A 20819-nucleotide genomic window follows, 5' to 3' on the forward strand; every position below is an offset into this window, starting at 1 on the left:
GCGTGCCTCCCGCACTCACCGCCCCCGCACTCACCCCCACACCGGGGTTGCAAGTTGCGGTAAAGGGACTACCGTCAGGTGATCTCGGGTTGAGGAACCAGCCTGCTCCAGTCACCCCACTGACATCCGGAGGCTGTGATGTCCGAGTTCGACGAAGTCCGTTCGCTGCCCGTGCGGGCCACGGACCTGTTGCGGGTCCGCCGTGAAGACAGCGCGTCCGTCGTGGTCCTGCATTTCACGGGAGACATCGACCTGAGCACGGCCGGGTTCCTCGCCGAGCAACTGCGGCTGGCGGAGGAAAGCGCGGCACCTCCGGCATCCCTTGTCGCCGATCTCGAGGGGGTCGGGTTCCTCGGGTCGGCGGGGCTGATGGTGCTCGCCCGCCAGCAGGAACAGTGCGAGCGCCGCGGTATTCCTTTCCTCATAGTGGGCTCGTCGCGCGCCGTGGTGCGGTCGATCGAAATGGCGGGACTCGAAACCGTGCTGCGGGTGGTCCCCACCATTCAGGAAGCGCTGGCGGTCTGAGCTTCCCGTCCACCGCTGACGAACCGCCGGCACGGCCGGAGATCAAGCCACACAACGGAAAACGGCCTGCGCGAGAAGGCGGTACAGAATCGGTTCCCGCGGCGCTACCTTGTCGGGTACCCGATTCAGGGAGGCCGCGATGAGCACGGATTCACCCGGTGACGGCGCGCGCGGAATCGTGGGCGTCGACAACATCGACATGAAGCTCGAGGTGGTCGTCGTCCCGGTCGCGGACGTCGGCCGCGCCAAGGAGTTCTACGCCCGGCTCGGCTGGCGGGTGGACGCCACACCGCCGGGCATCGTGCAGCTGACCCCGCACGGCTCGTGGTGTTCGGTGCAGTTCGGCGAGCACCTCACCACGGCGGCGCCGGGCTCCGGGAAGGGATACCTGATCGTCAACGACGTCGAGGCCGCGCGGGCCGCGCTGCTCGCGGCCGGGATCGAGGTCGGCCCGATCTTCCACATCGGCCCCGGCGGCGAACCGGAACCCGGCCCCGACCCCGGCCACGGCACCTATCGCTCCCGCGCCACGTTCAGCGACCCGGACGGGAATGTCTGGCTGCTGCAGGAAATCACCGAACGCCTGCCGGGCCGGGTGGACCCGGACATGATGGCGTTCACGTCCGCGACCGATCTCTCCGCGGCCTTGCAGCGTGCGGCGAGGGCGCACGGCGAACACGAAAAGCGCACCGGCGAAGCGGATCCGGGGTGGCCCGACTGGTACGCCCGGTACATGGTCGCCGAACAGGCCGGCACCGAGCTGCCGAAATGAGCGACTACGACGTCATAGTCCTCGGCGGCGGCGCGCCCGGCGAACACTGCGCGGCGGCGCTGGCCCTCCGCGGACTGCGGGTCGCCGTCGTCGAGCGCGAGCTGGTCGGCGGCGAATGTTCGTACTGGGCCTGCATTCCGTCCAAATCCCTGCTCCGCCCCGGCGAAGCGGTGCACGGTGCGCGCGAGGCGGCTGCGACGGCCGAAGTCGACGTACCGGCGGCGTTCGCCTGGCGGGACTTCATGGTGTCGAACTACTCCGACACCGCGGCGGAAGGCTGGCTGGCGAAGCAGGGCATCGACGTCCTCCGCGGCACCGGAAAACTGGCCGGGACGGGCCTGGTCGAAGTCGACGGCGTCCGGTACTCCGCGGAGCAGGTCGTCCTCGCCAACGGCGCGGATCCGGTCGTGCCGCCCGTCCCCGGGCTCCGCGACCTCACAGGTGTATGGGGCACGCGCGAGGCCACGAGTATGAACGCCGTCCCGCAACGCCTCCTGGTTCTGGGCGGTGGGGCCGCCGGCGTCGAGATCGCGCAGATCGTGCGGCGGCTCGGCGGTGAGGTGGTGCTCGTCGAGGGCGCCGGGCACCTGTTGCCGCGCGAGCCGGAGCCGTTGGGTACCGGGCTCGGGGAAGCCTTGCGCCGCGACGGAATCGAGCTGGTACTAGGAAAACAGGTGGCCGCGGCGCGGCGCGAAGGCGCCGAGTTCGTGCTGCGGCTCGGCGACGGCACCGAATTCCGCGGTGACCGGCTGCTGGTGGCGACGGGACGACGCCCACGCGTCGAAGGCATCGGGCTCGACAAGGTCGGGGTCGAAGCCGGACCGCACGGCATCCCGGTGGACGACCGGCTCCGCGCGGCCGAACGGCTCTGGGCGATCGGCGACGTCAACGGGATCTGGCCGCTCACCCACGTCGGCGAGTACGAGGGCGACGTGGTGGCCGCGAACATCGCGGGCGAGAACCGCCGCGCGAACTACGAGGCCGTGCCGAGAGTGACCTACACCGATCCGCAGGCCGCGTCGGTCGGCGCGACGGACGCGGAGTTCGCCGGAACCGCGCGGCTGTCCGAGATCCCGAAGTCGTCCACGTACGCCCACGACTACGCCGAGTCGAACGGGTTCCTCACGCTCCTCAGCGACGGCGCCCGCCTGACCGGTGCGTACGCGCTCGGCCCGGAGGCGGGGGACTGGCTGCAGCAGGCGACGCTCGCCATCCGTGCCCGCATCCCGCTGGACGTGCTCGCCGACACCATCCAGCCGTTCCCGAGTTTCTCCGGCAGCTACGAGCCCGCGCTCAACGCCCTGCGCGCGAACATCGCGGACGCCGTGTCGGAAGGGAGGAGCGAACCATGACCGAGGCGCGCCTGAAACCCGAACTGGACGGGCAGACCGTCGTCCTGATCGGCGGCAGCGCGGGCATCGGACTCGAAACGGCGCGGCGGGCCCGGGCCGAGGGCGCGGAGGTGATCCTCGCCGGCCGCGACGCGGACCGGCTCGGCCGGGTGGCGCGGGAGGTGGCCGCGCGGCACGCGGAAGCCTTTGACGCCAACGATTTCGCCGCGCTGGCCAAGTTCTTCCAGCACCTGCCGGGGCCGATCGACCATGTGCTCGTTACGGCGGGGCGCCCGCATTACGGCCCGCTGCTGGGAATGAGCGCGGAGCAGGTGCGCGTCGCGATCAGCGACCACATCGTGCTGGCGCTCGAAGTGGCGCGCAACGCCCGCGGTCGGATGCGCTCCGGCGGCACGCTCCTGTTCATGGGCGGGACCGGTGGACGGCGGATCAACCCCGGCATCGTCTCCGCCGCGACAGCCGCGCTGCCGCCGTTCACCGCGTCGCTCGCGCTCGAACTCGCGCCGATCCGGGTCAATCTGATCGCCGCGGGCTTCGTCGACACACCGCTGTCGGCTTCGCTGCTCGGCGACAAGCTGGACGAACGGCGGGCCCAGTTGCGGGGGATGCTGCCGATCGGCCGGGTGGTCGGGCCCGCGGACGTCGCATCGCTCGCCGTGCACATCATGACCAACACGGCACTGACCGGCGCCACCTTCGACATCGACGGCGGGCAGCAATTCGTGGGCTGAGCCACAGGCCGCTGGCGAGGAACCCGGGCGTGGGCGGCGCGGTCCGCAGGCCGAACCACCGGCCCACAGCGCCGAACCAGCAGCGGCAAGCACCCAGTCAACACGCCGAACCACCGGCCCTCCGCCTACGACACAGCGGCGGGCAGCGGCCGCACCGGGGCGTTGTTGCGGGTGAGCGCCTGCAAGGGCAACTCCGGGTTCACCGACATCGCTTCCAGGTGCCGCAACAGGATTCCCTCCCGCAGCGCCCACGGGCAGATCTCCACCGACCGCAGGTCGAGCGCGCCCATGGTGGCCTCGGCGACCAGCGCGCCCGCCACCACCTGCCGCGCCCGCGACCGTGAAATCCCCGGCAGTTTCGAGCGGTCCTTCGCGCTGGCCTTGATCAGCCGGGGAATCTGCTCGCGTAGCGCGGCCAGCGTCAGTTCCCGGTGTACGAACGGGCCCTTGCGTTGCGGCGCCGCCCCGGCGAGGCGCGCCAGCTGTTTGAACGTCTTCGACGTAGCGACGACGCGCCGCGGGGTGCCTTCCCAGCGCAGCCGGTCCACCACTTCGGACAACGTCTCCCGCACGTGCCGCCGGATCGCCTTGATTTCCTTGGCGCGCGGCGGATCGCTCGCGCAGAACGCGCGGGTCAGCCTGCCCGCGCCGAGCGGCAGGGAAACGGCGAGCTCCGGCTCCACGTCCCGGCCGAGCACGAGTTCCATCGAGCCACCGCCGATGTCCATCAGCAGCAGCCTTCCCGCGGACCAGCCGTACCACCGGTGCGCGGCGAAATACGTCAGGTGCGCCTCCTGCTCACCGGACAGGTGCTGCGGCCGGATCCCGGACTCCGCCTCGATCAGTTCCAACACCTCGGCGCTGTTGGTGGCGTCGCGGATCGCGGCCGTGACGAACGGGTACAGCTGGTCCACCCCGAGCCGCCCGGCCGCGTCGACGGCCTGGCGCACCGCCTTGGCCGCGCGTTGCGCGCCTTCTTCGCTGAGGCTGCCGTCGGGCTGCAGTTCCTCACCCAGGAGTGTCGGCTCCTTCACCGCGTGTGCGGGAAGCGGTGGCGCGCCCGAGTACACGTCGACGACCTGTAGCTGGGCGGAGTTGGAGCCGATGTCCAAAGCGGCGAGTCTCATCAGGTGTGTGTACCCGGATTCCGCCCGGTTGACACGTTTTCCGCGCGTACGGCGACTTCCGCCACATTCCCCGCGCCGCACGGGAAGCGCTTTCTCCGGCCCTCAGCTCTGGTCCAGCTGCCCGTGCCGGAGGGTCAGCGTGCGGGCGAGATCGACCAGTTTGACGTTCAGATCCTGGGAGGTGCGGCGCAGCAGGCCGAACGCCTCGTCGGCGTCGATGCCCTGGCGGTGCATCAGGATTCCCTTGGCCTGCCCGATGATGTCCCGCGAGTCCACCGCCTGCCGCAGCTGCGCCTGGCGCAGATCCGCCAGCTCGCCGGTGTGCGTGTGCGCCAGCGCCAAGGACGCGTGCGTGGTCAGCAACAACGCGACGTGCCGGTCGGTTTCGGTCAGCCCGTGTGGCTTGTGGGAGTAGATGTTCAACGCACCCGAGGGCCGCCCGGTGCCGCTGGCCTGCAGCAACTCCGTCGCCAACACGGACCGGTAGCCGCGCGCCGTGGTGGCCGCGGCGAACTCCGGCCACCGTTCTTCGTCGGCGAGATCGGTGCTGAGCACGTAGCCAGGGCCTTCCGGGCGCGCGGCGTCCAGGCAGGGCCCTTCCCCGGTCCGGTACTGCACCTGGTCGAGCTCCGTGGCCACCTCGTCGGTCTCGACCGGGGTGTGGAACTTCCCGTCCGGCGTGCGCAGGGTGACACTGACGAGATCGGCCGCGGGCACGACCAGCTTGGTCGCCTTGAGGATCTGCTCCAGCGCCGCGGCCACCGAGGACTCGCCGAGCAGCACCCGCGTCATCGCCTCGAACTGGTTCGCGAGCGGGCTGGTGTCCGACGGCCCGGCGCCCAGCGCCTGGTCCAGGTCGGCGAACGCGGGCAGCGGCTGCCCCGCCCCGTCCATCAGCGCCTGCGCCGCCGCGCTGCCGGGCGCGACCACCACGTGGCACCGGATTTCCCGCGCCGCCTGGATTTCCGCGAATTCGCGCACCAGGCGGGCGCCCTCGGCGGTCAGCAGGTCCAGTTCGCGCAGGTCCAGCACCACCAGCGGGGGCAGCCCGTCGCCTGCCTCCGCCAGCGCGCCGGAGCCGGCGCCGAGGTCGCCGGACAGCCGGAGGACCAGCGCGGGGCGGACGGTCGTTTCCTTCGTCATCACGTCCAGTATCACCCCGGGCGCCAGCCCACGCCGCACCGTCCTAAAGGGACAGTCGTGATCCTGGTGCGTGAATTTCCGGCCCGATGTCACGCTGAGCCGTTGTGCGGTCACCAAGACCTAGGTTACGGTGACTTAGGTGTGGATCGAGGTGCTGCTGCTGGCCAAGCTGGCCCAAGGCCCGCTGCACGGCTACGAGCTGCGGCGGGAGGTGGAGGCATCCACGGGGCACACGCTGTCGAACAATTCGCTGTACCCGTCGCTGCGCAAGTTCGTCGACGCGGGAGCGGTGACGCGCAGCGCTGAGGAGCAGGAGGGCAAACCGCCGCGGCACGTCTACAGCATCACCGACGTCGGCCGCGAACTGCTGCACGACCAGCTTGCCGACCTGCCGGACGAGCTCGCCGGGAACGATTCGGAATTCCTGGCCAGACTGGGAAATTTCGGGTGGCTGCGCCCCGCGGAACAACGCGCGGTGCTCGCGGCCAGGGACCGCGCCGTGGCCGCGAAACGCGACCGGCTCGCCGCGCTGGTCTCCGGGCAGGCCGACCCGTGGAGCCGCACGGTGCTCGGCGAGCTTTGCCGCCGTCTCGACGCCGAACGCGTCTGGCTGGCGGGAATCCGCGACGGAATCCCCGAACACGACACTGAGGAGCCCCGATGACCAGCACCGTCGAAACCGCGCCGCGGCTTCCCTTCGCCCGGCCCAACGCGCTCGACGTCGCGCCCCTGTATGCCGCGTTGCGCCGTGAGGCACCGCTGACCAGGGTGACCACCCCCGCCGGTGATCCGGCGTGGCTGGTCACCAGGTTCGCTGAGGCGAGGCAGATCTTCGGGGATCGCCGGTTCGGCCGGTCCCATCCCGCGCCCGAGCGGGCGGCGAAGGTGTCGTTCGCGGCCGTGCAGGCCGGGCCGACCGGCGATTTCGAAACCGAAGCGCGGGAACACGCCCGGCTGCGCAAGATGTTCGTGCCCGCGTTCTCCGCGCCCCGGATGCGCCGGATGGCCGGCCGCATCCAGGAGCTCGTCGACCGTTGCCTCGACGACATGGCGGCGGCTCGCGCGGCGCGCCCGGACGAACCGGTCAACCTGCACGAACTGCTGGCTTTTCCCTTGCCGGTACTGGTGATCTGCGAGCTGCTGGGCGTGCCGTACGCGGACCGGGGCCATTTCCGGCAGCTGAGTGAGCGCATCGGCGTGCTCGACGGCGGTGACGACGCGCAGCGGGCGATGGACGAGTTCAAGGCCTACACCGCCGCGCTGGCCGCCAGGAAACGGGAGCACCCGGAGCCCGACGTCATCACCGACATGGTGAAGATGCAGGCGGAGGACCCGACCTTCACCGACGACGAGCTGTCCCGCCAGGCCGCGGGCCTGTTGTTCGCCGGGCACGAGACCACCTCCGGCCGCATCGACTACGGGGTGTTGTTCCTGCTCAGCGATCTCGCCCGCCGGGACAGGTTCGCGGCCGACCCGCACGGCCAGGTACAGACGACCGTCGAAGAGATCCTCCGGCTCGCCGCGCCCGGCGGGCTCGGCCTGCTGCGGTACGCGCACGAGGACGTGGAGGTCGGTGGCGTGCTGGTCGAGCGGGGCGAGGCGGTGATCATCTCCAACGCCGCGGCGAACCGTGACGAAACCGCGTTCATCGAGCCGGAGGTGTTCGACCCGACGCGGAAACCCAACGTGCACGTGGCTTTCGGGCACGGCTCGCATGTGTGCATCGGGGCGAACCTGGCGCGCACCGAGCTGCGGACGGTGTTTTCCTCGCTGTTCAGCCGTTTCCCCGGCCTCCGGCTGGCGGTGGACGTCGACGAGATCGAGGTCCGCACCCACCGGCTCACCGGCGGCGTCGACCGGGTTCCCGTGCTCTGGTGACTCAGTCCGCGTGCAGTGCCGAGCACGCGGACTCGACGGCGCCGGCGTCGTCATAGCGGCGGCGGGGGAGAGCCGACAGGTGGCCGAGCGTGTCGTCGTCGGCGCCCGCTGCCGCCGCTTGCCGGAGGAGTTCGCCGTGCTCACAAGGAAACCGGGCCCCGGCGATGGCCGAACGCAGCCGCTCGTAGTCCGGCGCGGTCATCGTTGCTCCCTCCTGTCTGCTCCGGTACGCCCGGGGTACCCACGAGCGGAGGTGGTGACACGGAAGGGTTTGGCCGCACTCGCCCGGGTACCCGGACGTCCCAAGCGGACAGTCCCAGCCGGGGGAGGGATCCATGCAGGCGAAATCCCGTACGACGTCGCCGGTGCAGCTCGCGGCGCTGGTCATCGGGGTGGTGTATTTCGTGCTCGGGGTGGCCGGATTCTTCACCGGCCGCGACGTCCTGTGGTTCAGCTCCGGGCCGGTGCTCGACCTGCTGCACACGGCCATCGGCCTCGGCGCGGTGATGGGGCTTTACCACACTCGCCGCCCCACTTCGGGGCGCACGGGCGAAAGCCGTGACATAGCAGCGCATCGCGCGCCCTGAACCCCGCGCCGGCCCCGTGTGGGTGCCCCCCACCTTGCGTATCCCGGTGAAGCGGCTACGGTCGAAGGTGTACTCGGGTTGAGGACACAGCCTGCCGCCCACGAGTGACGCTGGAACGTCGCACTGGAGGGCACCATGGCTCACACATCGGGAATTCCGTCCGATCTGCTGCGCATCAGCAGGGAACTGGACGAGGGCGCGGTCGTCCTGCGCGTGGCCGGCGACGTGGATCTGTCCACCGCCGGCAAGCTTTCCGACCAGCTGCGCACGGCCGAAGACCTGGCCGTGCCACCGAAACCGCTGATCGCGGACTTCGACAAGGTGGACTTCCTCGGCTCGGCGGGGCTGGTCGTCCTCGCCAACGAGTACGAGAGCTGCCAGGAGCAGGGCATCCCGCTCCGCATCGTGTCCACGTCGCGGGCGGTGCTGCGCTCGATCACCGTGGCGGGCCTGTCCGGCGTGCTTTCCGTTGTGCCGACGGTGGAAAAGGCACTGGCGCCCGCCTGAGCGGTTCGTTTCGTCCCGCGTGGTCCGGGTATTCCCCGGATCGGAAGCTCGCGGAGAGGAGGCCGTCGTGCCACAACAGGCATGGAACGCCAAACGGGAACGACAGTACGAACACGTCAAGGAAAGCCAGCAGAGCCGGGGCTCCGGCGAAGGGCGCGCCGAGGAGATCGCCGCACGCGTGGTGAACAAGAACCGCGCGCAGAGCGGAGAATCCCGGAGCGCGAGCCGGACGTCCACAAAGGACGTTTCACCGCAGCATCGCGGCGGCAAGCGGTCCGGTAACCGGCAGGGGCCAGGTGGGCCAACGAAGGAGCAGCTCTACAACGAGGCGAAGCAGCGCGGCATCTCCGGCCGGTCCAAGATGACGAAAAAGCAGCTGGCGAACGCGCTCGGCCGCTGACGGTCTTCACACGCGGAAACCCTGTAGCCCGGTGCTACAGGGTTTCCGCGCGCATCTATTCAGTGTCTATTCAGTGGTTGACTCCGCCGTGTTCGCCCAGCCGCACCCGCTTCGGGTTGGCGACCTGCCGTTCGCCTTCCACGGTGTGACGCGCGATTTCGGCCAGCTGCAGCTCTTCCCGCGCCCGCACGGCCAAGACCGGCACCGTCGAGTCCGCCGGGCTGATCACCGCGTCGTGCGCACGCTCAGTGCTGAGCTCGCCGCGCAGTCCGAGAAACGGTAGCCCGGCGCACACGGCCGAGGCCATTTCCGGTTGCCCCCAGCCGAGTTCGCCGGTGAAGACCAGCCCGTCGAGGCGGCCGATCCGCTGCGCCGCCTCGGTGATGTCCTGGCGCACCCGGCTGAGGAACTCGTCCTCCGTGTCCACCGGCCCCTCGGGCGCGCCCGGCCGGTTCAGGCACCCGCCTTCGCGGGCCGCGCACACCGACCAGTCCTCGTCGAGGTGGACCAGCACGAGATTCGGCGTGCCGGTCCACGACAGCAGCAGCGCGCCCCGCCGGTAGGCCCAGCTCAGCGAAAGCCCGTGCCATTGATGGGAATACGCCGTGTCCGGGCACGCCACGTGAGGCACGTCTGGCAGCCGCACGCGGAGGAAGTCCAGCAGCTCCAACGATTCCGGCATCGGCCCCCGCGCGGGACCGGACGCGGCGCCCAGCGCCTCCCGGACCTGATCGTCCACAATGGCCGGCGCGGCACCGTCGTGCCCGAACCTGTGCGCGACCGTGTCGGGGCGCGGGATGCGGTCCAGGAAATCCGTCAGCTTCGGCGAACCCGGTGCCTGCGCTATCCGTGCGGAATCCCGGACCTGCCCGGCGGCGGTGGCCACCAGATCCAGCCGCGCGCTCGGCGACGAGGCGTCGACGGTGAGCACCAGCATGCGCTCAGGCCACCTCCAGCACGGTCTTGAGCCAGCCCTCGTCGCGCCGGTCGAAGGCGCGGTAGGCGTCGATCGCCGACTCCGGCCGCTCCGCCTGCGTGATGAACGTCGTCGGGTCCACCGTCCCGGCGGCGACGAGGTCGAGCAGGCGCGGCACGTAGCGGCGGTGGTTGCAGTTGCCGGCGTGCAGGGTGAGGTTCTTGTTCATCAGGTCGCCGAACGGGAACACGTCGAAGCCCGGCGGGTACACCCCGATGACGCCGATCGTGCCCGCCTTGCACACCGACTGCACGGCCCAGCGCGCGGCGAGGCTCGGCGCGTCGCCGGGCACCCACTGTTCGCCGTCCGGATTGCGATGCGGCGCCACCTGGTCGACCTCCTGCTCGAAGGAGCCGGCCTCCCGTGCCGCGGGCCCGGTCGCCGGGCGCTGCGCGTCCACGCCGACAGCGTCGATCACCCGGTCCACGCCGATTCCGCGCGTCAGCTCGCGCACGGTTTCGACGGGGTCCTCCGCGTTGAAGTCGATGACTTCGGCGTGCTGTGCCTGCGCGCGGTTGAGCCTGCTGTTGATCCCGTCGACCGCCAGCACCCGGCCCGCGCCCTGCAGTTTCGCCGAGGCGATCGCGAGCTGGCCGACGATGCCCGCGCCCAGCACGAGGACGCTGTCGCCGTCGGACACCTCGGCCAGGCGCGCGCCGAACCACGAGGTGGGGAAGATGTCGGAGACCAGGATCGCGTCGTCGTCGCTCACCCGCTCCGGGACCGGCACCAGAGTGGTTGCGGCGTAAGGGATCCGGGCGTACTCGGCCTGCAGGCCGTCGACCGGCCCAGTGCCTTCCGGCCCGCCGAAGAAGCAGGTCCCGGCGCCGGGCCCCTGCGGGTTCGCCACGTCGCACTGCGCGTAGTACCCGGCACGGCAGTACGCGCACGTGCCGCAGCCCACCGTGGAGCAGACGACCACGCGGTCGCCGGGGGAGAAGCCGCGGACGGCCGAGCCGGTTTCGGTCACCACCCCGACCGCTTCGTGCCCGAGGACGGTGCCTTCGCGCATCCCCGGCATCGTGCCGCGCACCATGTGCAGATCGGTGCCGCAGATCGCGCTGCGGGTGACGCGGATGATCGCGTCGGTGGGCTCCTGGATCTTGGGCTCCGGGACGTCGTCGAGACGGATGTCCCCGACGCCGTGCCATACGACTGCCTTCATGCCGTCCGGGTAACCGACGGGGGCGGCGGGAAAACAATCCGCTTGGAACCGGGTGCCGCCGGGTATCCCGCCAGGCGTGGAAAAGGTTGCCGAGGTCGGGCTGTGGTGGCTCGCGCTGTTCGCGGTGTACGTGACGACGCTTTCGTCGCCGGCTGCGCCGGAGTTGGCCGCCGGCGCGTCCGTCGCGCTTGTCGCCGCCTTCGCGGCCTTCGCCGCCAGACGGGCGATGCAGGGGGCGTGGCGGCCGCGCGCGGGATGGGTGCGTTGGGCGGCCTCGGTTCCCTGGCCCGCCGTGCGCGATTCGTGTCGTGCGCTGGTCACGGTCTTTCGCGATCCGGACGCCGGGCACCGGGAAACCCTTCGCCTGCCTGGGGAATCCCCGGCCACGACGGCCGCCCGGCAGGCCGTCGCCACCGTCGCGATCGGCTGCACCCCGGGCTCGATGGTGATCGCGGCGCCCGAGGGCGAGCGGATTCTGGTGCTGCACCGCCTTTTCGACGGCCCCGCGCCGATCGACGAACGGGTGTCGCGATGACCGGGTTGCTCGTGGCGGCGCTCGCGCTGATGGTCGGCGGGCTCGGCCCGGCGTTGTGGATCTCCGCCCGCGGCGACGCGATCAGGCGGCTGGCCGGGCTGCAGCTGGCGGGTGTCACCACCGTGCTCGTACTGCTGGTGCTCGTCCAGGCCTACGGCCCGTCGAGCGCGGTGATCCTGCCGCTCACGCTGACGGTGCTGGCGTTCGCCGGGACGCTGGTCTTCGCCAGGCTGCTGGGGTCGCGATGATCGTCCTCGTCTACGCCGGTGTGGCGGTGGTCCTGCTCGCCGCGGCCGGAATGCTTCGTGCGCGCGCTCTGCTGACGCGGCTACACCTGTTGTCCCCGGCCAGTACCGTCGGCGCCCCGCTGATCGGCGTCGGGCTCGCGGGCGAGAACGGGTGGCACCTCGGCACCGCGGCGATCCTGCTGACCGTGCTGCTGCTGGCGGTGACCGGGCCGGTGCTGCAGTCCGCGGCCGCGCGGCTGGCCGCCAACAGCGAGGGCCTGCTGGACGAGGAGCTGCCGTCGTGACGTCCGTGGTGCTGCTGGTGGCGCTGGTGCTGGTCGCGGTGGCCGGGTTCGCCGTGGTGCGTACCCAGGACCCGAAGCGGCAGGCGATCACGCTGTCGGTGTACGGGCTGTGTCTCACGGTGCTTTTCCTTGTGCTGCAAGCACCTGACGTGGCGCTGTCCGAGCTGGCGGTCGGCTCCGCCGTGGTGCCGCTGATGGTGCTGCTCACGATCCGCAAGGCGGGCCGATGACGCCGCGGCAGCGCACGGTGCTGAGCGCGGCCGGGCTGGCCGGAGTGGCGGCGCTGTTCGTCTCGGTGTTCCTGCGGATGCCCGCCGTGGGCAGCGCGGTGCACGTGTACCGGGATCTCGCCGTGCCAGCCGCGCTACGCCAGGTGACGCCGAACGTGGTGTCCTCGGTCAACTTCGACCTGCGCGCGCTGGACACGCTCGGCGAGGAGACGATCGTGGCCGCCGCCGTGATCGGCGCGCTTTCCTTGCTCTCCACCGGAAACCGGCCGCGCCCGCAGCGCCGGCGCGGGTACGTGCTGCCGCCGGTGAAGCTCGGCGGGTACCTGATGCTGCCGGTCGCCCTCGTCCTCGGAATGGACATCGTGCTGCACGGGCATCTCACCCCCGGCGGCGGGTTCCAGGGCGGCGTGGTGCTGGCGACCGGCTGGCATCTGCTCTACATCGCCGGCTCCCCGGCCGCGCTGGCGAAACTGCGCCCGATCGACTGGTGCGAGTACGCGGAGGCGGCGGGCACGGGGCTCTACGTCGTCGCCGGTGTGCTCGGGTTGGTGGCAGGCGGGGTGTTCCTGCGCAACTTCCTGCCGCTCGGCGCCTTCGGTTCGCTGCTGTCGTCCGGGCTCGTGCCGGTGCTGAGCATCCTGGTCGGCGTCGAGGTGGCGGCCGGGCTCGTGGTGCTGCTGGCCCGGTTCCTGGCGCAGGGACTGGACGAATGATCACCGTCGCCTGCTACGCCGTCGCCGCCTGGCTGTTGCTGCTCGGGTGCGCGGGCATCGTGCACAGCAGGCACCTCGTGCACACCGTGGTGTCGCTTTCCGTCGCGCAGTCGGGAACCTACGTGCTGCTGCTGGCGATCGGCTACCAGGACGGGGCGGGCGCGCCGATCGTTTCGCCGGGGCAGGCGCAGCCGGTCGTCGACCCGATGGTGCAGGCGATGACCCTGACCGACATCGTGGTGTCCGCGACCATCACGGCCGTGCTGCTGGCGTTGACGATCCAGGTCGCGAACCGGCACGGCACGGCCGATCCCGGCCGGCTGCGCGAACTCCGCGGGTGAGCCGGTGACCGCGCTCGTCATCGCGGTGCCGCTGTTCGTGGCCTGCCTGCTGCTCGGCGCGGGCGCGCGGCTGCCGCGGGCGGCGGCGGACGCGATCGCCACCGGAACCGCCTTCGCCGTCGTCGCCATGCTCGGGGTGCTGCTCGCCGACGTCCACAGTGGACGTTCGGTGACCTGGCTCGGCGGGTACCGGCCCGACGGGACGCGCTCGCTGGGCACGGTGCTCACGGCGGACACGCTCAACACCGCGCTGGCCCTGCTGGCGGCTTTCCTGACAGCGTGCGCGCTGCTCTACAGCTGGCGTTACTTCGAAGCGGTGGACGCGCGCTTCCACACGATGATGCTGCTGTTCCTGGCCGGGATGCTGGGTTTCCTGTTCACCGGCGACCTGTTCACGATGTTCGTCTTCTTCGAGCTGATGGGCGGGGTGGCCTACGCGCTCACCGGGTACCGCGTCGAAGAGGCCGATTCCGTGCAGGGCGCGCTGAACTTCGGCGTGGTCAACTCGCTCGGCGCGTACTTCAGCCTGATGGGCATCGGGGCGCTCTACGCCCGCACCGGGCAGCTCGGGCTCGCGCAGATCGGGGTGGCGCTCGGCGGGCGTCCGGCGGATCTGCTGGTCGCCGGCGCGTTCGTGCTGGTGTGCACCGGTTTGCTGGTCAAGGCCGCGGCGGTGCCGTTTCACTTCTGGCTCGCCGACGCGCACGCCGTCGCCCCGACGCCGGTGTGCGTGCTGTTCTCCGGGATCATGGTGGAGCTGGGCGCGTACGGCGTGCTGCGCGTGTACCGCGTGGCGTTCGGCGGGGTGCTCGATCCGGCGGTCTTCACCAGGCTGCTGCTCGTGCTCGGCGTCGTGACGGCCGTGCTCGGCGCGATCCTGTGCTTCACCCAACGACATCTCAAAAGGTTGCTGGCCTATTCCACGATCGCGCACATGGGGCTGTTCCTGTGCGGTCTCGCGGCGCAGAGCGGGGCGGCGACCGCCGGGTTCCTGGTTTCCGTGGCCGGGCACGCGGGCGCGAAGGGTGCGCTGTTCCTGCTCGTCGGCGTGCTCAAGGACCGCTACGGCAACGTCGACGAGGACCAGCTTTACGGGCGCGCCAAGGGATTCCGGCTGGAGGGCGCGCTGTTCACCGCCGCGGGACTCGTGTTGTGCGGGTTGCCGCCGTTCGGCGTCGCCTTCGGCAAGGCCGTCGCCGAGCACGCCTCCGAAGAGGCCGGTCAGTCCTGGCTCCTGGCGTTGTTCGTGGTGGTGCCGACGGTGGTCGGCGCGAGCGTGCTGCGGGCCGGGCTGCGGGTGTACTTCGGTCTCGGCAGCCCGCCGCGGGACGAAGACGCCGACGAGAAAACCACCGGCGGCGGTGAAGAACCCGAGACGCCGCAACGCATCCACCGGATCCCGGGCGGGATGCTGGCCGCCGTGCTGCTGGTGCTGGCGTCGTCGGCGGCCGTGTCGTTCGCGGGCGGGATCGCGGGCCGGGCGGGCACGCAGGAGGCCGACCGTGCCGGGTATCTCCACGACACCCTGCCGGTCTTGCCCGCGGGCGAGGCGGAGTCCGTCCACGTGGCCTGGACCGCGTCCGGGTTACTGGCCGGCTTCGGCACGGTGGTGCTGGCAATGGCGTTGACGGCGCTGGCGTTGTGGCGCCCCGGGTTGTTCCAGGCGCTGGAACGTCCGGTGCGGGTGCTGCACCGCGTCCACTCCGGACATCTCGGGGACTATGTGGCGTGGCTGCTGGCCGGGGTGACCCTGCTCGGCTTCCTGGTGCACGTCTGACGCGCTCACCCGTCCAGGGGGATGCGGAACCGGGCGCGCGGGGCGATCATCCGGCGATGAGTGTGCGTGAAGGACCGCTGGTGTTCGACGTGTTCCTCGGCGCGGTGGCGGGCACCGGCAGGCGGATCGTCCGGTTGGCCCGCCCGCTGGCCGTCCCGGTGACGAAGGACTGGCCCGCCCCCTTGCGGGGCCTGGCGGAGTCGGGATTCCGCGCCCGGCGTGAAGTCGGCGGCGCCGCGCTGAACCTGTACCGGCGGGCGGCGCCGGCCGCGGTCACCGATGTGCTCGACAGGCTCGATCTGACGGGCATCGTGCGTGACGTCCTGGACGAGATCGACCTGCCGGGCATCATCCGCGCCTCCACCGGGTCCGTCGCCACCGAGAGCGTGCGCGACGTCCGGATCCGGATGGTCGCGGCGGACGACGCGGTGTCCCGCTGGTTCGGCCGGGGCCGCCCGGTACCCGAACATGGCCGGTGACGGGGAGCGCCCGCCGGTCTGGCTGACCGGCCTGCCGCCCGAGGCGCGGGGCTTCCAGGGGCGGCGCGCGGGGATGGTGAGCCGCACCGTGGCGGGGATCGTCGACGTCGTGGTCGTGGCCGCGTTGTGTGGCGGGGCGTACCTGGGCCTGGCTGGGCTGAAGTTCGTCGTCAACCCGGTGGCGTTCAGCTTCCCCGCCGTGCCGAGGGCGGTGCTGGTGCCGGCCGGGTTCGCGGTGTCGGTGTTCTACCTCGCGGTGTGCTGGGCCGCGACCGCGCGCACGGTGGGCGACGAGCTACTCGGGCTGCGGGTGCTGACCGGGCGAGGCGCCCCGTTGCGGTGGGGCCGTGCTTTCCTGCGCGCGCTGACGTACGCGGTGTTCCCCGCCGGGCTGCTATGGGTGTTGTTCGGCGCTTCGCGGCGTTCGCTGCAGGATCTGGTGCTGCACACCGTGGTCGTCTACGACTGGAATCCGCGCCTCCCCGCGAAACCGGATTAGGCGGGTGGATTCGGCACCTGGTGCACGGAAACGATGCGCAGCCCGAGATTTCCCAGCAGCGCCAGCATTCCGGTCAGGTGCGCCTGATCGGAGATCTCCCCGTAGATCAGCGTTTCCGGCGGGGCGCGCAGCACGCACACGTCGCCGAACTCGCCGACGGCGTCCCGGACCGGGGCGGAAATCCAGCCCTGCACCCGGAATTCGTAGTTCTTCTCCGTCATGGCCCCAGGGTGCGTGAGGTGAGTCCACCGAGGACTCACCCGTAGTAGGTGGTGCCGGAAAGGGGCCGGGCGACGGACCCTGCGAGGGTGAGTTCCGTCGAAGTCGCGAAGGCACGCAAACCCGCGCATGCCGCCGACCTCCAGATCGTGGCCTGGGCACCGACGCGGGAGGCGTCGGTCGCGGAAGCGGTGAAGGCGCTCACCGACAGCATGGCGCGGGTCCGGATGCGGTCGCGCGCGTCGTTGTTCCGCCGCGAAGTGCCCGGCACGGACGACGACGAGCTGCTGGCCGGGGTGCTCGGCACGGTGATCGCGCATCTGCGCTCGAACTGGCAGATCCCGTTGTCGGCCGAGGTGAGCGCGAGCCCGTGCGGGCTCAGCCTGGTGTGCGCGATGGTCGATCTGGGCGCGATCGTGCCCGTCGGCCCCATCCCGAAGAGCGTCTCGGCCGGGCGCGCCCACTGCCTGCGCTCCGGCGATCGCTGGTGCTGCACCGCGCGGATCGACATCTGAGCGGGCCGCAACCCCGGTGCGCCACGCCTTGATCCCGGGAAGTTGAATACTGGAGTGAAGACGAGGCGGCGTGCGTGGTGGGCCTGCGTATGCGTGATCCTCTTGTACGTCCTCGTCTCGCCGTGGATCTTCCGCCTCGGCGGCCCCTGGCCGACGGTGCTGTGGCTGGCGGTGAGCGTGCTCGCGGTGTTCGGCGCGGTCGCCGCCGTCAACCGGGCTCACGTGCGTGAAGTGGCCGTGGATTCCCGCAGGCTGGCGTTGCTGCGTGAGGAGTCGCGGGTGCGGCAGGAGGCCGGGCTGGTCGCGCTCGTCGCGCTGGCGCGGAAGGTGCAGTCGTCGGCGCACCGCATCCAGGAGGAGGCCACGCGGATGGTCCAGCGCCATCCGGCCGACGCCGACGTGCTGGAAACGAGCATGCGGGTGGACCACGCCGCGGCCCAGCAGGCGCGGCAGGCGCAGACGCTGGCCGCCCTGTGCGGTGAGTGGCCGGGCCAGCAATGGCGGGAGCCGTTGCCGCTGACCGAGGTCGTGCGCGCCGCGGCCGGCCGGATCACCGCCTACCAGCGGGTCGAGGTGACCGGGGACCCGTCGGTCACGGTCGCGGCGAGGGTGGTCGAACCGCTGATCCACCTCGTGGCCGAACTGCTGGCCAATGCCACCCAGTCCTCCCCGCCGAGCACGCAGGTCCTGGCCACGCTGCGCCCGGTGCAGCGCGGCGCCGTGCTCGAGATCGACGACTGCGGCGTGGGGCTGGAGGAGAACCGGCTCGCCGTGCTGCGCCGGATCGCCTCCGGTGAGCAGCCGGTCGGGCTGTTCGAGCTGGGCGCGATCCCGCAGACCGGGCTACCGGTGGTCGGGGCTTACGTGCGGCGGTACGGGTTCCGCGTGGACCTCACGGAGTCGGTCTACGGCGGGCTCCGCGCGATCGTGCTCGTTCCCGCCGAGCTGACCGAAACCCCGGCGCCGGAACCGGTTCTGACGCCCGGGGCGCCGGCGCTGCCGCAGCGTCGCTCTCGCCGGGGCGAGGCGCAGGCAGGCCCGCCGCCGCCGAAGTTGCCGGAGCAGACGCCCGAACAGGCGGGGAACTGGATGAGCGCGTTCCTCGACTACCCGAAACCGGAGGAGTGATGGACCCCCGAGCCGAGGACGACGGCTGGATGCTGGACCTGATCAGCGGGGTGCGCGGGGTCCGGCACGCCGTGGTGCTCTCCTCCGACGGCCTGCTCAAGGTGCGCACGGCGCAGACTTCGCGGGAGCTGGCGGAGAAGGTCGCCGCCGCGTGCTCCGGGCTGGTGTCGCTCGGCAAGGGCCTGAGCCGCGAGTTCGGCTCCGGCGCGAGCCCGCGTCAGGTGATGGTCGAGTTCGACGGCGGGTTCCTGTTCGTGCGCGGCGCCGGGGACGGCTCGCGGCTCGCGGTGGTGACCGAGCCGGTGATCGATCCCGGCCTGATCGCCCAGCAGATGCAGGCGCAGGTGCTGATGATCGGGCAGCGCGCGCTGAGCGTCCCGTTCCGCGGGCAGGCGAGGGCATGAGCGAGGACGATTACGAGGACCACCCGGTCCGCCCGTATGTCATGACGGCGGGTCGGGCCCACCCGTCGCGCAACACGGTGCGCCCGGAGACGTTGTTCCTGGCCGACCCCGGCGCGCGGCTCCCGCTCACCGCGGGTAGCCAGCAGCGCGCGCTGGTCTCGTTGTGCCGGGGCGTGCTGTCGCTGGCCGAGCTCGCCGCGCATCTCGGGCTGCCGGTCAGTCTCGTCGCCGTGCTCGTGTCGGATCTGGTCGACACCGGCAACCTCGTCGTCCGCTCGGCACCCGGCCGGGCCCGGCCCGATCGCGACGCGCTGGAGAAGGTGCTGGATGCCCTCCGGAATCTCTGACGCCGAGCGGTATCTGCCACCGGAGGTGGCGCGTTCGGTGAAGATCCTCGTGGTGGGCGCCTTCGGGGTCGGCAAGACGACGCTGATCGGCGCGGTGAGCGAGATCCCGCCGCTGTCCACCGAGGAGGTCATGACCGCCGCCAGCATCGGGGTGGACTCGCTGCTGGGGCTGGCGAGCAAGCGCACGACCACGGTGGCGATGGACTTCGGCAGGCTGACGGTCGGCGAGGACGTGGCGCTCTACCTGTTCGGCGCGCCCGGGCAGCGGCGGTTCTGGGACCTGTGGGAGGGGCTCGCGGAGGGCGCGGCCGGCGCGCTCGTACTGGTCGACACCCGGCGGCTGGAGGACAGCTTCGAGGTTTTCGACCAGCTGGAGCGGTACCCCGAGCTGCCGATCGTGGTGGCGGTCAACGAGTTCCCTGACTCGCCGCGCTACTCGGTGGATTCCGTGCGCAAGGCGCTGGACCTGCTGCCGGAAACGCCGGTGATCACCTGCGACGCGCGTGAGCGCGCGTCCTCGGCCGGAGCGCTGAGCACGCTCGTCGAGTACGCGCTTTCCTTCCCCACCAAGGCGTCCGTATGACTGAGCTGACTCTGCTGTCGGAGACGACGAACTGCGCCGACCCGCAGGCGGTGTACGCGCGGCTGCGCGAGAAGTGGGGCGTGGTCGCCCCGGTGGAGGTCGAGCCGGGGGTCCCGGCCTGGCTGGTGCTCGGCTACTACGAGATCCGCGAGGTGCTGCGCCAGGACAAGCTTTTCTCGCGCGATCCGCACAACTGGCGGCTGTGGGCCGAAGGCGCCGTGCCCGCGGAATCCGGGGTCGCCGCGATGATGTTCCCCGCCGACAACGCCTACTACTCCGACGGCGCACGGCATCGCAGGCTGCGGGCCCCGCTCGACGACGGGCTGGCGTCGCTGAACGAGCGGCGGACCGCGCGGATGGTGCGGGAGATGTGCGCGGAGCTGCTCGACGGTATCGCCGCGCGCGGCAGCGCCGACCTGGTTTCGGAGTACGCCGTGCTGGTGCCCTTGCTGGCGGTGGCGGGCATGTTCGGCATCGAGCCGGGGGACGGGTACCGGATCATGCGCGACGTGACCGCGATCTTCGCCGCGGGCATGGAGGCGCGCTCGGCGCTGGACTCGATGGCGGAGATGTTCACGGACATCCTGCGCCGCCGCCGGGCCTGCCCCGCCGACGACCTCACCACGGCGCTGCTGAACCACCCGAACCTGACGCGGGACGAGGAAATCCGGTTCTCGATGGTGCTGATGATCAACGCGGGTTACGAGATCACCATCGCCTGGATCGCGCAGACCCTGCGGCTGATGCTGTCCGACGCGCGGTTCGCGGGGCGGGTGCGCGGCGGCAGGCTGAACGTGGACGACGCGCTCGACGAAGTGCTCTGGCGCGATCCGCCGCTGGCCAACATCCCGGCCCGCTACGCGACGGCCGACTGCGTGCTGGACGGCAAACCCGTGCGGCGGGGCGACGCCCTCGTGCTGTCCATCGCCGCGGCGAACGCCGACCCGCGCGTGCACACCGACGACCCGTGGCTGGAGGTCGGGAACCGCGCGCACCTCGCGTGGGGTGCCGGGCCGCATTCGTGCCCGGCGCAGCCGCAGGGCCGGATGATCGCGCGGATCGCGGTGGACACGGCGCTGCACCGGCTGCCGGACCTGGCGCTGGCGGTACCCCCGGAGGAGATCTCGCTGCAACCCTCGCCGTGGACCCGCTACCCGGCAAGCCTCCCCGTGCGCTTCACCCGGAGCTAGCCCGCCCGCCGCTTGTTTTTGCCGTTCCCGTCCGCGTGTCGGCCCGTGGCGTGCGTGTGTTGGCTCGGCACGGGCGTGTGTTGGCCCGTGGCGTGCGTGTGTTGGCTCGCGCCACCCGGGGTGGCCACCGTGCGGACGGGGGCGGCCAACACGCGGGCGGGAGG

Annotated in this window: 30 protein-coding genes; 24 read left to right on the forward strand and 6 right to left on the reverse strand. The window is 71.4% G+C overall.

The genetic code is table 11. The features are described from left to right. Positions 1–138: 138 nt before the first annotated feature. The 4 genes from FPZ12_RS41360 to FPZ12_RS41375 all read left to right on the forward strand — a co-directional run bounded on the left by FPZ12_RS41360 (position 139) and on the right by FPZ12_RS41375 (position 3380). On the forward strand, positions 139–525 hold the full coding sequence (locus tag FPZ12_RS41360; RefSeq protein WP_144762595.1) for an anti-sigma factor antagonist: 387 nt from the start codon (positions 139–141) through the stop codon (positions 523–525). A gap of 139 nt (positions 526–664) precedes the next feature. Continuing rightward, the gene (locus FPZ12_RS41365) at positions 665–1297 is read left to right on the forward strand and encodes a VOC family protein (protein WP_144762592.1); all 633 of its coding nucleotides are present in this window, start codon (positions 665–667) and stop codon (positions 1295–1297) included. Next, positions 1294–2649: a dihydrolipoyl dehydrogenase family protein gene (locus FPZ12_RS41370; protein ID WP_144762588.1), complete on the forward strand. Its 1356-nt coding sequence runs from the start codon at positions 1294–1296 to the stop codon at positions 2647–2649. Before FPZ12_RS41365 ends, FPZ12_RS41370 begins: the two co-directional genes overlap by 4 nt. Next, positions 2646–3380, forward strand: a complete 735-nt coding sequence (locus FPZ12_RS41375) for an SDR family oxidoreductase (RefSeq protein WP_150980731.1) — start codon at positions 2646–2648, stop codon at positions 3378–3380. The genes FPZ12_RS41370 and FPZ12_RS41375 overlap by 4 nt, the downstream gene beginning before the upstream one ends. Before the next feature lie 125 nt (positions 3381–3505). On the opposite strand, the gene FPZ12_RS41380 is transcribed toward FPZ12_RS41375, so the two are convergent. Both FPZ12_RS41380 and FPZ12_RS41385 read right to left on the reverse strand, forming a co-directional pair. Next, positions 3506–4507: a Ppx/GppA phosphatase family protein gene (locus FPZ12_RS41380; protein WP_144758125.1), complete on the reverse strand. Its 1002-nt coding sequence runs from the start codon at positions 4505–4507 to the stop codon at positions 3506–3508. A gap of 102 nt (positions 4508–4609) precedes the next feature. Next, on the reverse strand, positions 4610–5650 hold the full coding sequence (locus FPZ12_RS41385; RefSeq protein WP_144758124.1) for a GAF and ANTAR domain-containing protein: 1041 nt from the start codon (positions 5648–5650) through the stop codon (positions 4610–4612). A 139-nt stretch (positions 5651–5789) separates the two neighbouring features. On the opposite strand from FPZ12_RS41385, the gene FPZ12_RS41390 reads away from it, so the two are divergent. Both FPZ12_RS41390 and FPZ12_RS41395 read left to right on the forward strand, forming a co-directional pair. After that, positions 5790–6314, forward strand: a complete 525-nt coding sequence (locus FPZ12_RS41390; RefSeq protein WP_144758123.1) for a PadR family transcriptional regulator — start codon at positions 5790–5792, stop codon at positions 6312–6314. Then, complete coding sequence (locus FPZ12_RS41395; protein ID WP_144758122.1) at positions 6311–7528, forward strand: cytochrome P450; 1218 nt, start codon at positions 6311–6313, stop codon at positions 7526–7528. The genes FPZ12_RS41390 and FPZ12_RS41395 overlap by 4 nt, the downstream gene beginning before the upstream one ends. A gap of 1 nt (position 7529) precedes the next feature. Here the strand turns inward: FPZ12_RS41395 and FPZ12_RS41400 are convergent, their stop codons facing one another. After that, entirely contained in the window at positions 7530–7730 is a 201-nt protein-coding gene (locus FPZ12_RS41400; protein ID WP_144758121.1) for a DUF2795 domain-containing protein, read from the reverse strand. Positions 7731–7863: 133 nt separating this feature from the next. On the opposite strand from FPZ12_RS41400, the gene FPZ12_RS41405 reads away from it, so the two are divergent. The 3 genes from FPZ12_RS41405 to FPZ12_RS41415 all read left to right on the forward strand — a co-directional run bounded on the left by FPZ12_RS41405 (position 7864) and on the right by FPZ12_RS41415 (position 9022). Further along, the gene (locus FPZ12_RS41405) at positions 7864–8115 is read left to right on the forward strand and encodes a hypothetical protein (protein ID WP_144758120.1); all 252 of its coding nucleotides are present in this window, start codon (positions 7864–7866) and stop codon (positions 8113–8115) included. 135 nt (positions 8116–8250) lie between these two features. Continuing rightward, positions 8251–8622, forward strand: coding sequence for an anti-sigma factor antagonist (locus tag FPZ12_RS41410; protein WP_144758119.1), 372 nt, complete (start codon positions 8251–8253; stop codon positions 8620–8622). A 67-nt stretch (positions 8623–8689) separates the two neighbouring features. Continuing rightward, positions 8690–9022, forward strand: a complete 333-nt coding sequence (locus FPZ12_RS41415; protein ID WP_144758118.1) for a plasmid stabilization protein — start codon at positions 8690–8692, stop codon at positions 9020–9022. Positions 9023–9092: 70 nt separating this feature from the next. Here the strand turns inward: FPZ12_RS41415 and FPZ12_RS41420 are convergent, their stop codons facing one another. Beyond that, positions 9093–9959 (reverse strand): hypothetical protein, encoded by an 867-nt coding sequence (locus FPZ12_RS41420; RefSeq protein WP_144758117.1) that lies wholly within the window; start codon positions 9957–9959, stop codon positions 9093–9095. Between the two features lie 4 nt (positions 9960–9963). Then, positions 9964–11163, reverse strand: coding sequence for a zinc-dependent alcohol dehydrogenase (locus FPZ12_RS41425; protein WP_144758116.1), 1200 nt, complete (start codon positions 11161–11163; stop codon positions 9964–9966). Between the two features lie 76 nt (positions 11164–11239). Between FPZ12_RS41425 and FPZ12_RS41430 the strand changes: the two genes are divergently transcribed. From FPZ12_RS41430 to FPZ12_RS41470, 9 genes are read left to right on the forward strand one after another with little or no spacing between them, the layout of a single operon-like run. Beyond that, a complete protein-coding gene (locus tag FPZ12_RS41430; RefSeq protein WP_166463081.1) occupies positions 11240–11698 on the forward strand; it encodes a Na+/H+ antiporter subunit E in 459 nt (152 codons plus the stop codon). Next, positions 11695–11946 carry a monovalent cation/H+ antiporter complex subunit F gene (locus tag FPZ12_RS41435; RefSeq protein WP_144758114.1) on the forward strand — a complete coding sequence of 84 codons (252 nt, stop codon included), beginning with the start codon at positions 11695–11697 and terminating at the stop codon, positions 11944–11946. Before FPZ12_RS41430 ends, FPZ12_RS41435 begins: the two co-directional genes overlap by 4 nt. After that, a complete protein-coding gene (locus tag FPZ12_RS41440; RefSeq protein ID WP_144758113.1) occupies positions 11943–12230 on the forward strand; it encodes a monovalent cation/H(+) antiporter subunit G in 288 nt (95 codons plus the stop codon). Before FPZ12_RS41435 ends, FPZ12_RS41440 begins: the two co-directional genes overlap by 4 nt. After that, positions 12227–12460 (forward strand): Na(+)/H(+) antiporter subunit B, encoded by a 234-nt coding sequence (locus FPZ12_RS41445; RefSeq protein ID WP_144758112.1) that lies wholly within the window; start codon positions 12227–12229, stop codon positions 12458–12460. The genes FPZ12_RS41440 and FPZ12_RS41445 overlap by 4 nt, the downstream gene beginning before the upstream one ends. Next, the gene (locus FPZ12_RS41450; RefSeq protein WP_144758111.1) at positions 12457–13173 is read left to right on the forward strand and encodes an MnhB domain-containing protein; all 717 of its coding nucleotides are present in this window, start codon (positions 12457–12459) and stop codon (positions 13171–13173) included. The genes FPZ12_RS41445 and FPZ12_RS41450 overlap by 4 nt, the downstream gene beginning before the upstream one ends. Continuing rightward, positions 13170–13514, forward strand: coding sequence for a sodium:proton antiporter (locus FPZ12_RS41455; RefSeq protein ID WP_144758110.1), 345 nt, complete (start codon positions 13170–13172; stop codon positions 13512–13514). The genes FPZ12_RS41450 and FPZ12_RS41455 overlap by 4 nt, the downstream gene beginning before the upstream one ends. 4 nt (positions 13515–13518) lie before the next feature. Beyond that, on the forward strand, positions 13519–15291 hold the full coding sequence (locus FPZ12_RS41460; RefSeq protein ID WP_208026190.1) for a complex I subunit 5 family protein: 1773 nt from the start codon (positions 13519–13521) through the stop codon (positions 15289–15291). Between the two features lie 56 nt (positions 15292–15347). Beyond that, complete coding sequence (locus tag FPZ12_RS41465; protein ID WP_144758109.1) at positions 15348–15770, forward strand: hypothetical protein; 423 nt, start codon at positions 15348–15350, stop codon at positions 15768–15770. Beyond that, positions 15760–16269 carry an RDD family protein gene (locus tag FPZ12_RS41470; RefSeq protein ID WP_144758108.1) on the forward strand — a complete coding sequence of 170 codons (510 nt, stop codon included), beginning with the start codon at positions 15760–15762 and terminating at the stop codon, positions 16267–16269. Before FPZ12_RS41465 ends, FPZ12_RS41470 begins: the two co-directional genes overlap by 11 nt. On the opposite strand, the gene FPZ12_RS41475 is transcribed toward FPZ12_RS41470, so the two are convergent. Next, a complete protein-coding gene (locus FPZ12_RS41475) occupies positions 16266–16490 on the reverse strand; it encodes a hypothetical protein (RefSeq protein ID WP_144758107.1) in 225 nt (74 codons plus the stop codon). The two genes, FPZ12_RS41470 and FPZ12_RS41475, sit on opposite strands and share 4 nt — an antisense overlap. 87 nt (positions 16491–16577) lie before the next feature. Between FPZ12_RS41475 and FPZ12_RS41480 the strand changes: the two genes are divergently transcribed. The 6 genes from FPZ12_RS41480 to FPZ12_RS41505 are packed head-to-tail and all read left to right on the forward strand — an operon-like array spanning position 16578 to position 20655. Further along, positions 16578–17003 (forward strand): archease, encoded by a 426-nt coding sequence (locus FPZ12_RS41480; protein ID WP_166463082.1) that lies wholly within the window; start codon positions 16578–16580, stop codon positions 17001–17003. A 54-nt stretch (positions 17004–17057) separates the two neighbouring features. Continuing rightward, positions 17058–18131: a histidine kinase gene (locus tag FPZ12_RS41485; RefSeq protein ID WP_243770294.1), complete on the forward strand. Its 1074-nt coding sequence runs from the start codon at positions 17058–17060 to the stop codon at positions 18129–18131. Further along, positions 18131–18535: a roadblock/LC7 domain-containing protein gene (locus tag FPZ12_RS41490; protein ID WP_144758105.1), complete on the forward strand. Its 405-nt coding sequence runs from the start codon at positions 18131–18133 to the stop codon at positions 18533–18535. Before FPZ12_RS41485 ends, FPZ12_RS41490 begins: the two co-directional genes overlap by 1 nt. After that, the gene (locus FPZ12_RS41495) at positions 18532–18882 is read left to right on the forward strand and encodes a DUF742 domain-containing protein (protein ID WP_144758104.1); all 351 of its coding nucleotides are present in this window, start codon (positions 18532–18534) and stop codon (positions 18880–18882) included. Before FPZ12_RS41490 ends, FPZ12_RS41495 begins: the two co-directional genes overlap by 4 nt. Then, positions 18863–19465: a GTP-binding protein gene (locus FPZ12_RS41500; protein ID WP_144758103.1), complete on the forward strand. Its 603-nt coding sequence runs from the start codon at positions 18863–18865 to the stop codon at positions 19463–19465. The genes FPZ12_RS41495 and FPZ12_RS41500 overlap by 20 nt, the downstream gene beginning before the upstream one ends. Beyond that, positions 19462–20655, forward strand: a complete 1194-nt coding sequence (locus FPZ12_RS41505) for a cytochrome P450 (RefSeq protein ID WP_144758102.1) — start codon at positions 19462–19464, stop codon at positions 20653–20655. The genes FPZ12_RS41500 and FPZ12_RS41505 overlap by 4 nt, the downstream gene beginning before the upstream one ends. Positions 20656–20819: the final 164 nt, after the last annotated feature.

Origin of the sequence: Amycolatopsis acidicola (genome assembly GCF_007713735.2) — a bacterium.
Taxonomy (GTDB): Bacteria; Actinomycetota; Actinomycetes; order Mycobacteriales; family Pseudonocardiaceae; genus Amycolatopsis_E; species Amycolatopsis_E acidicola.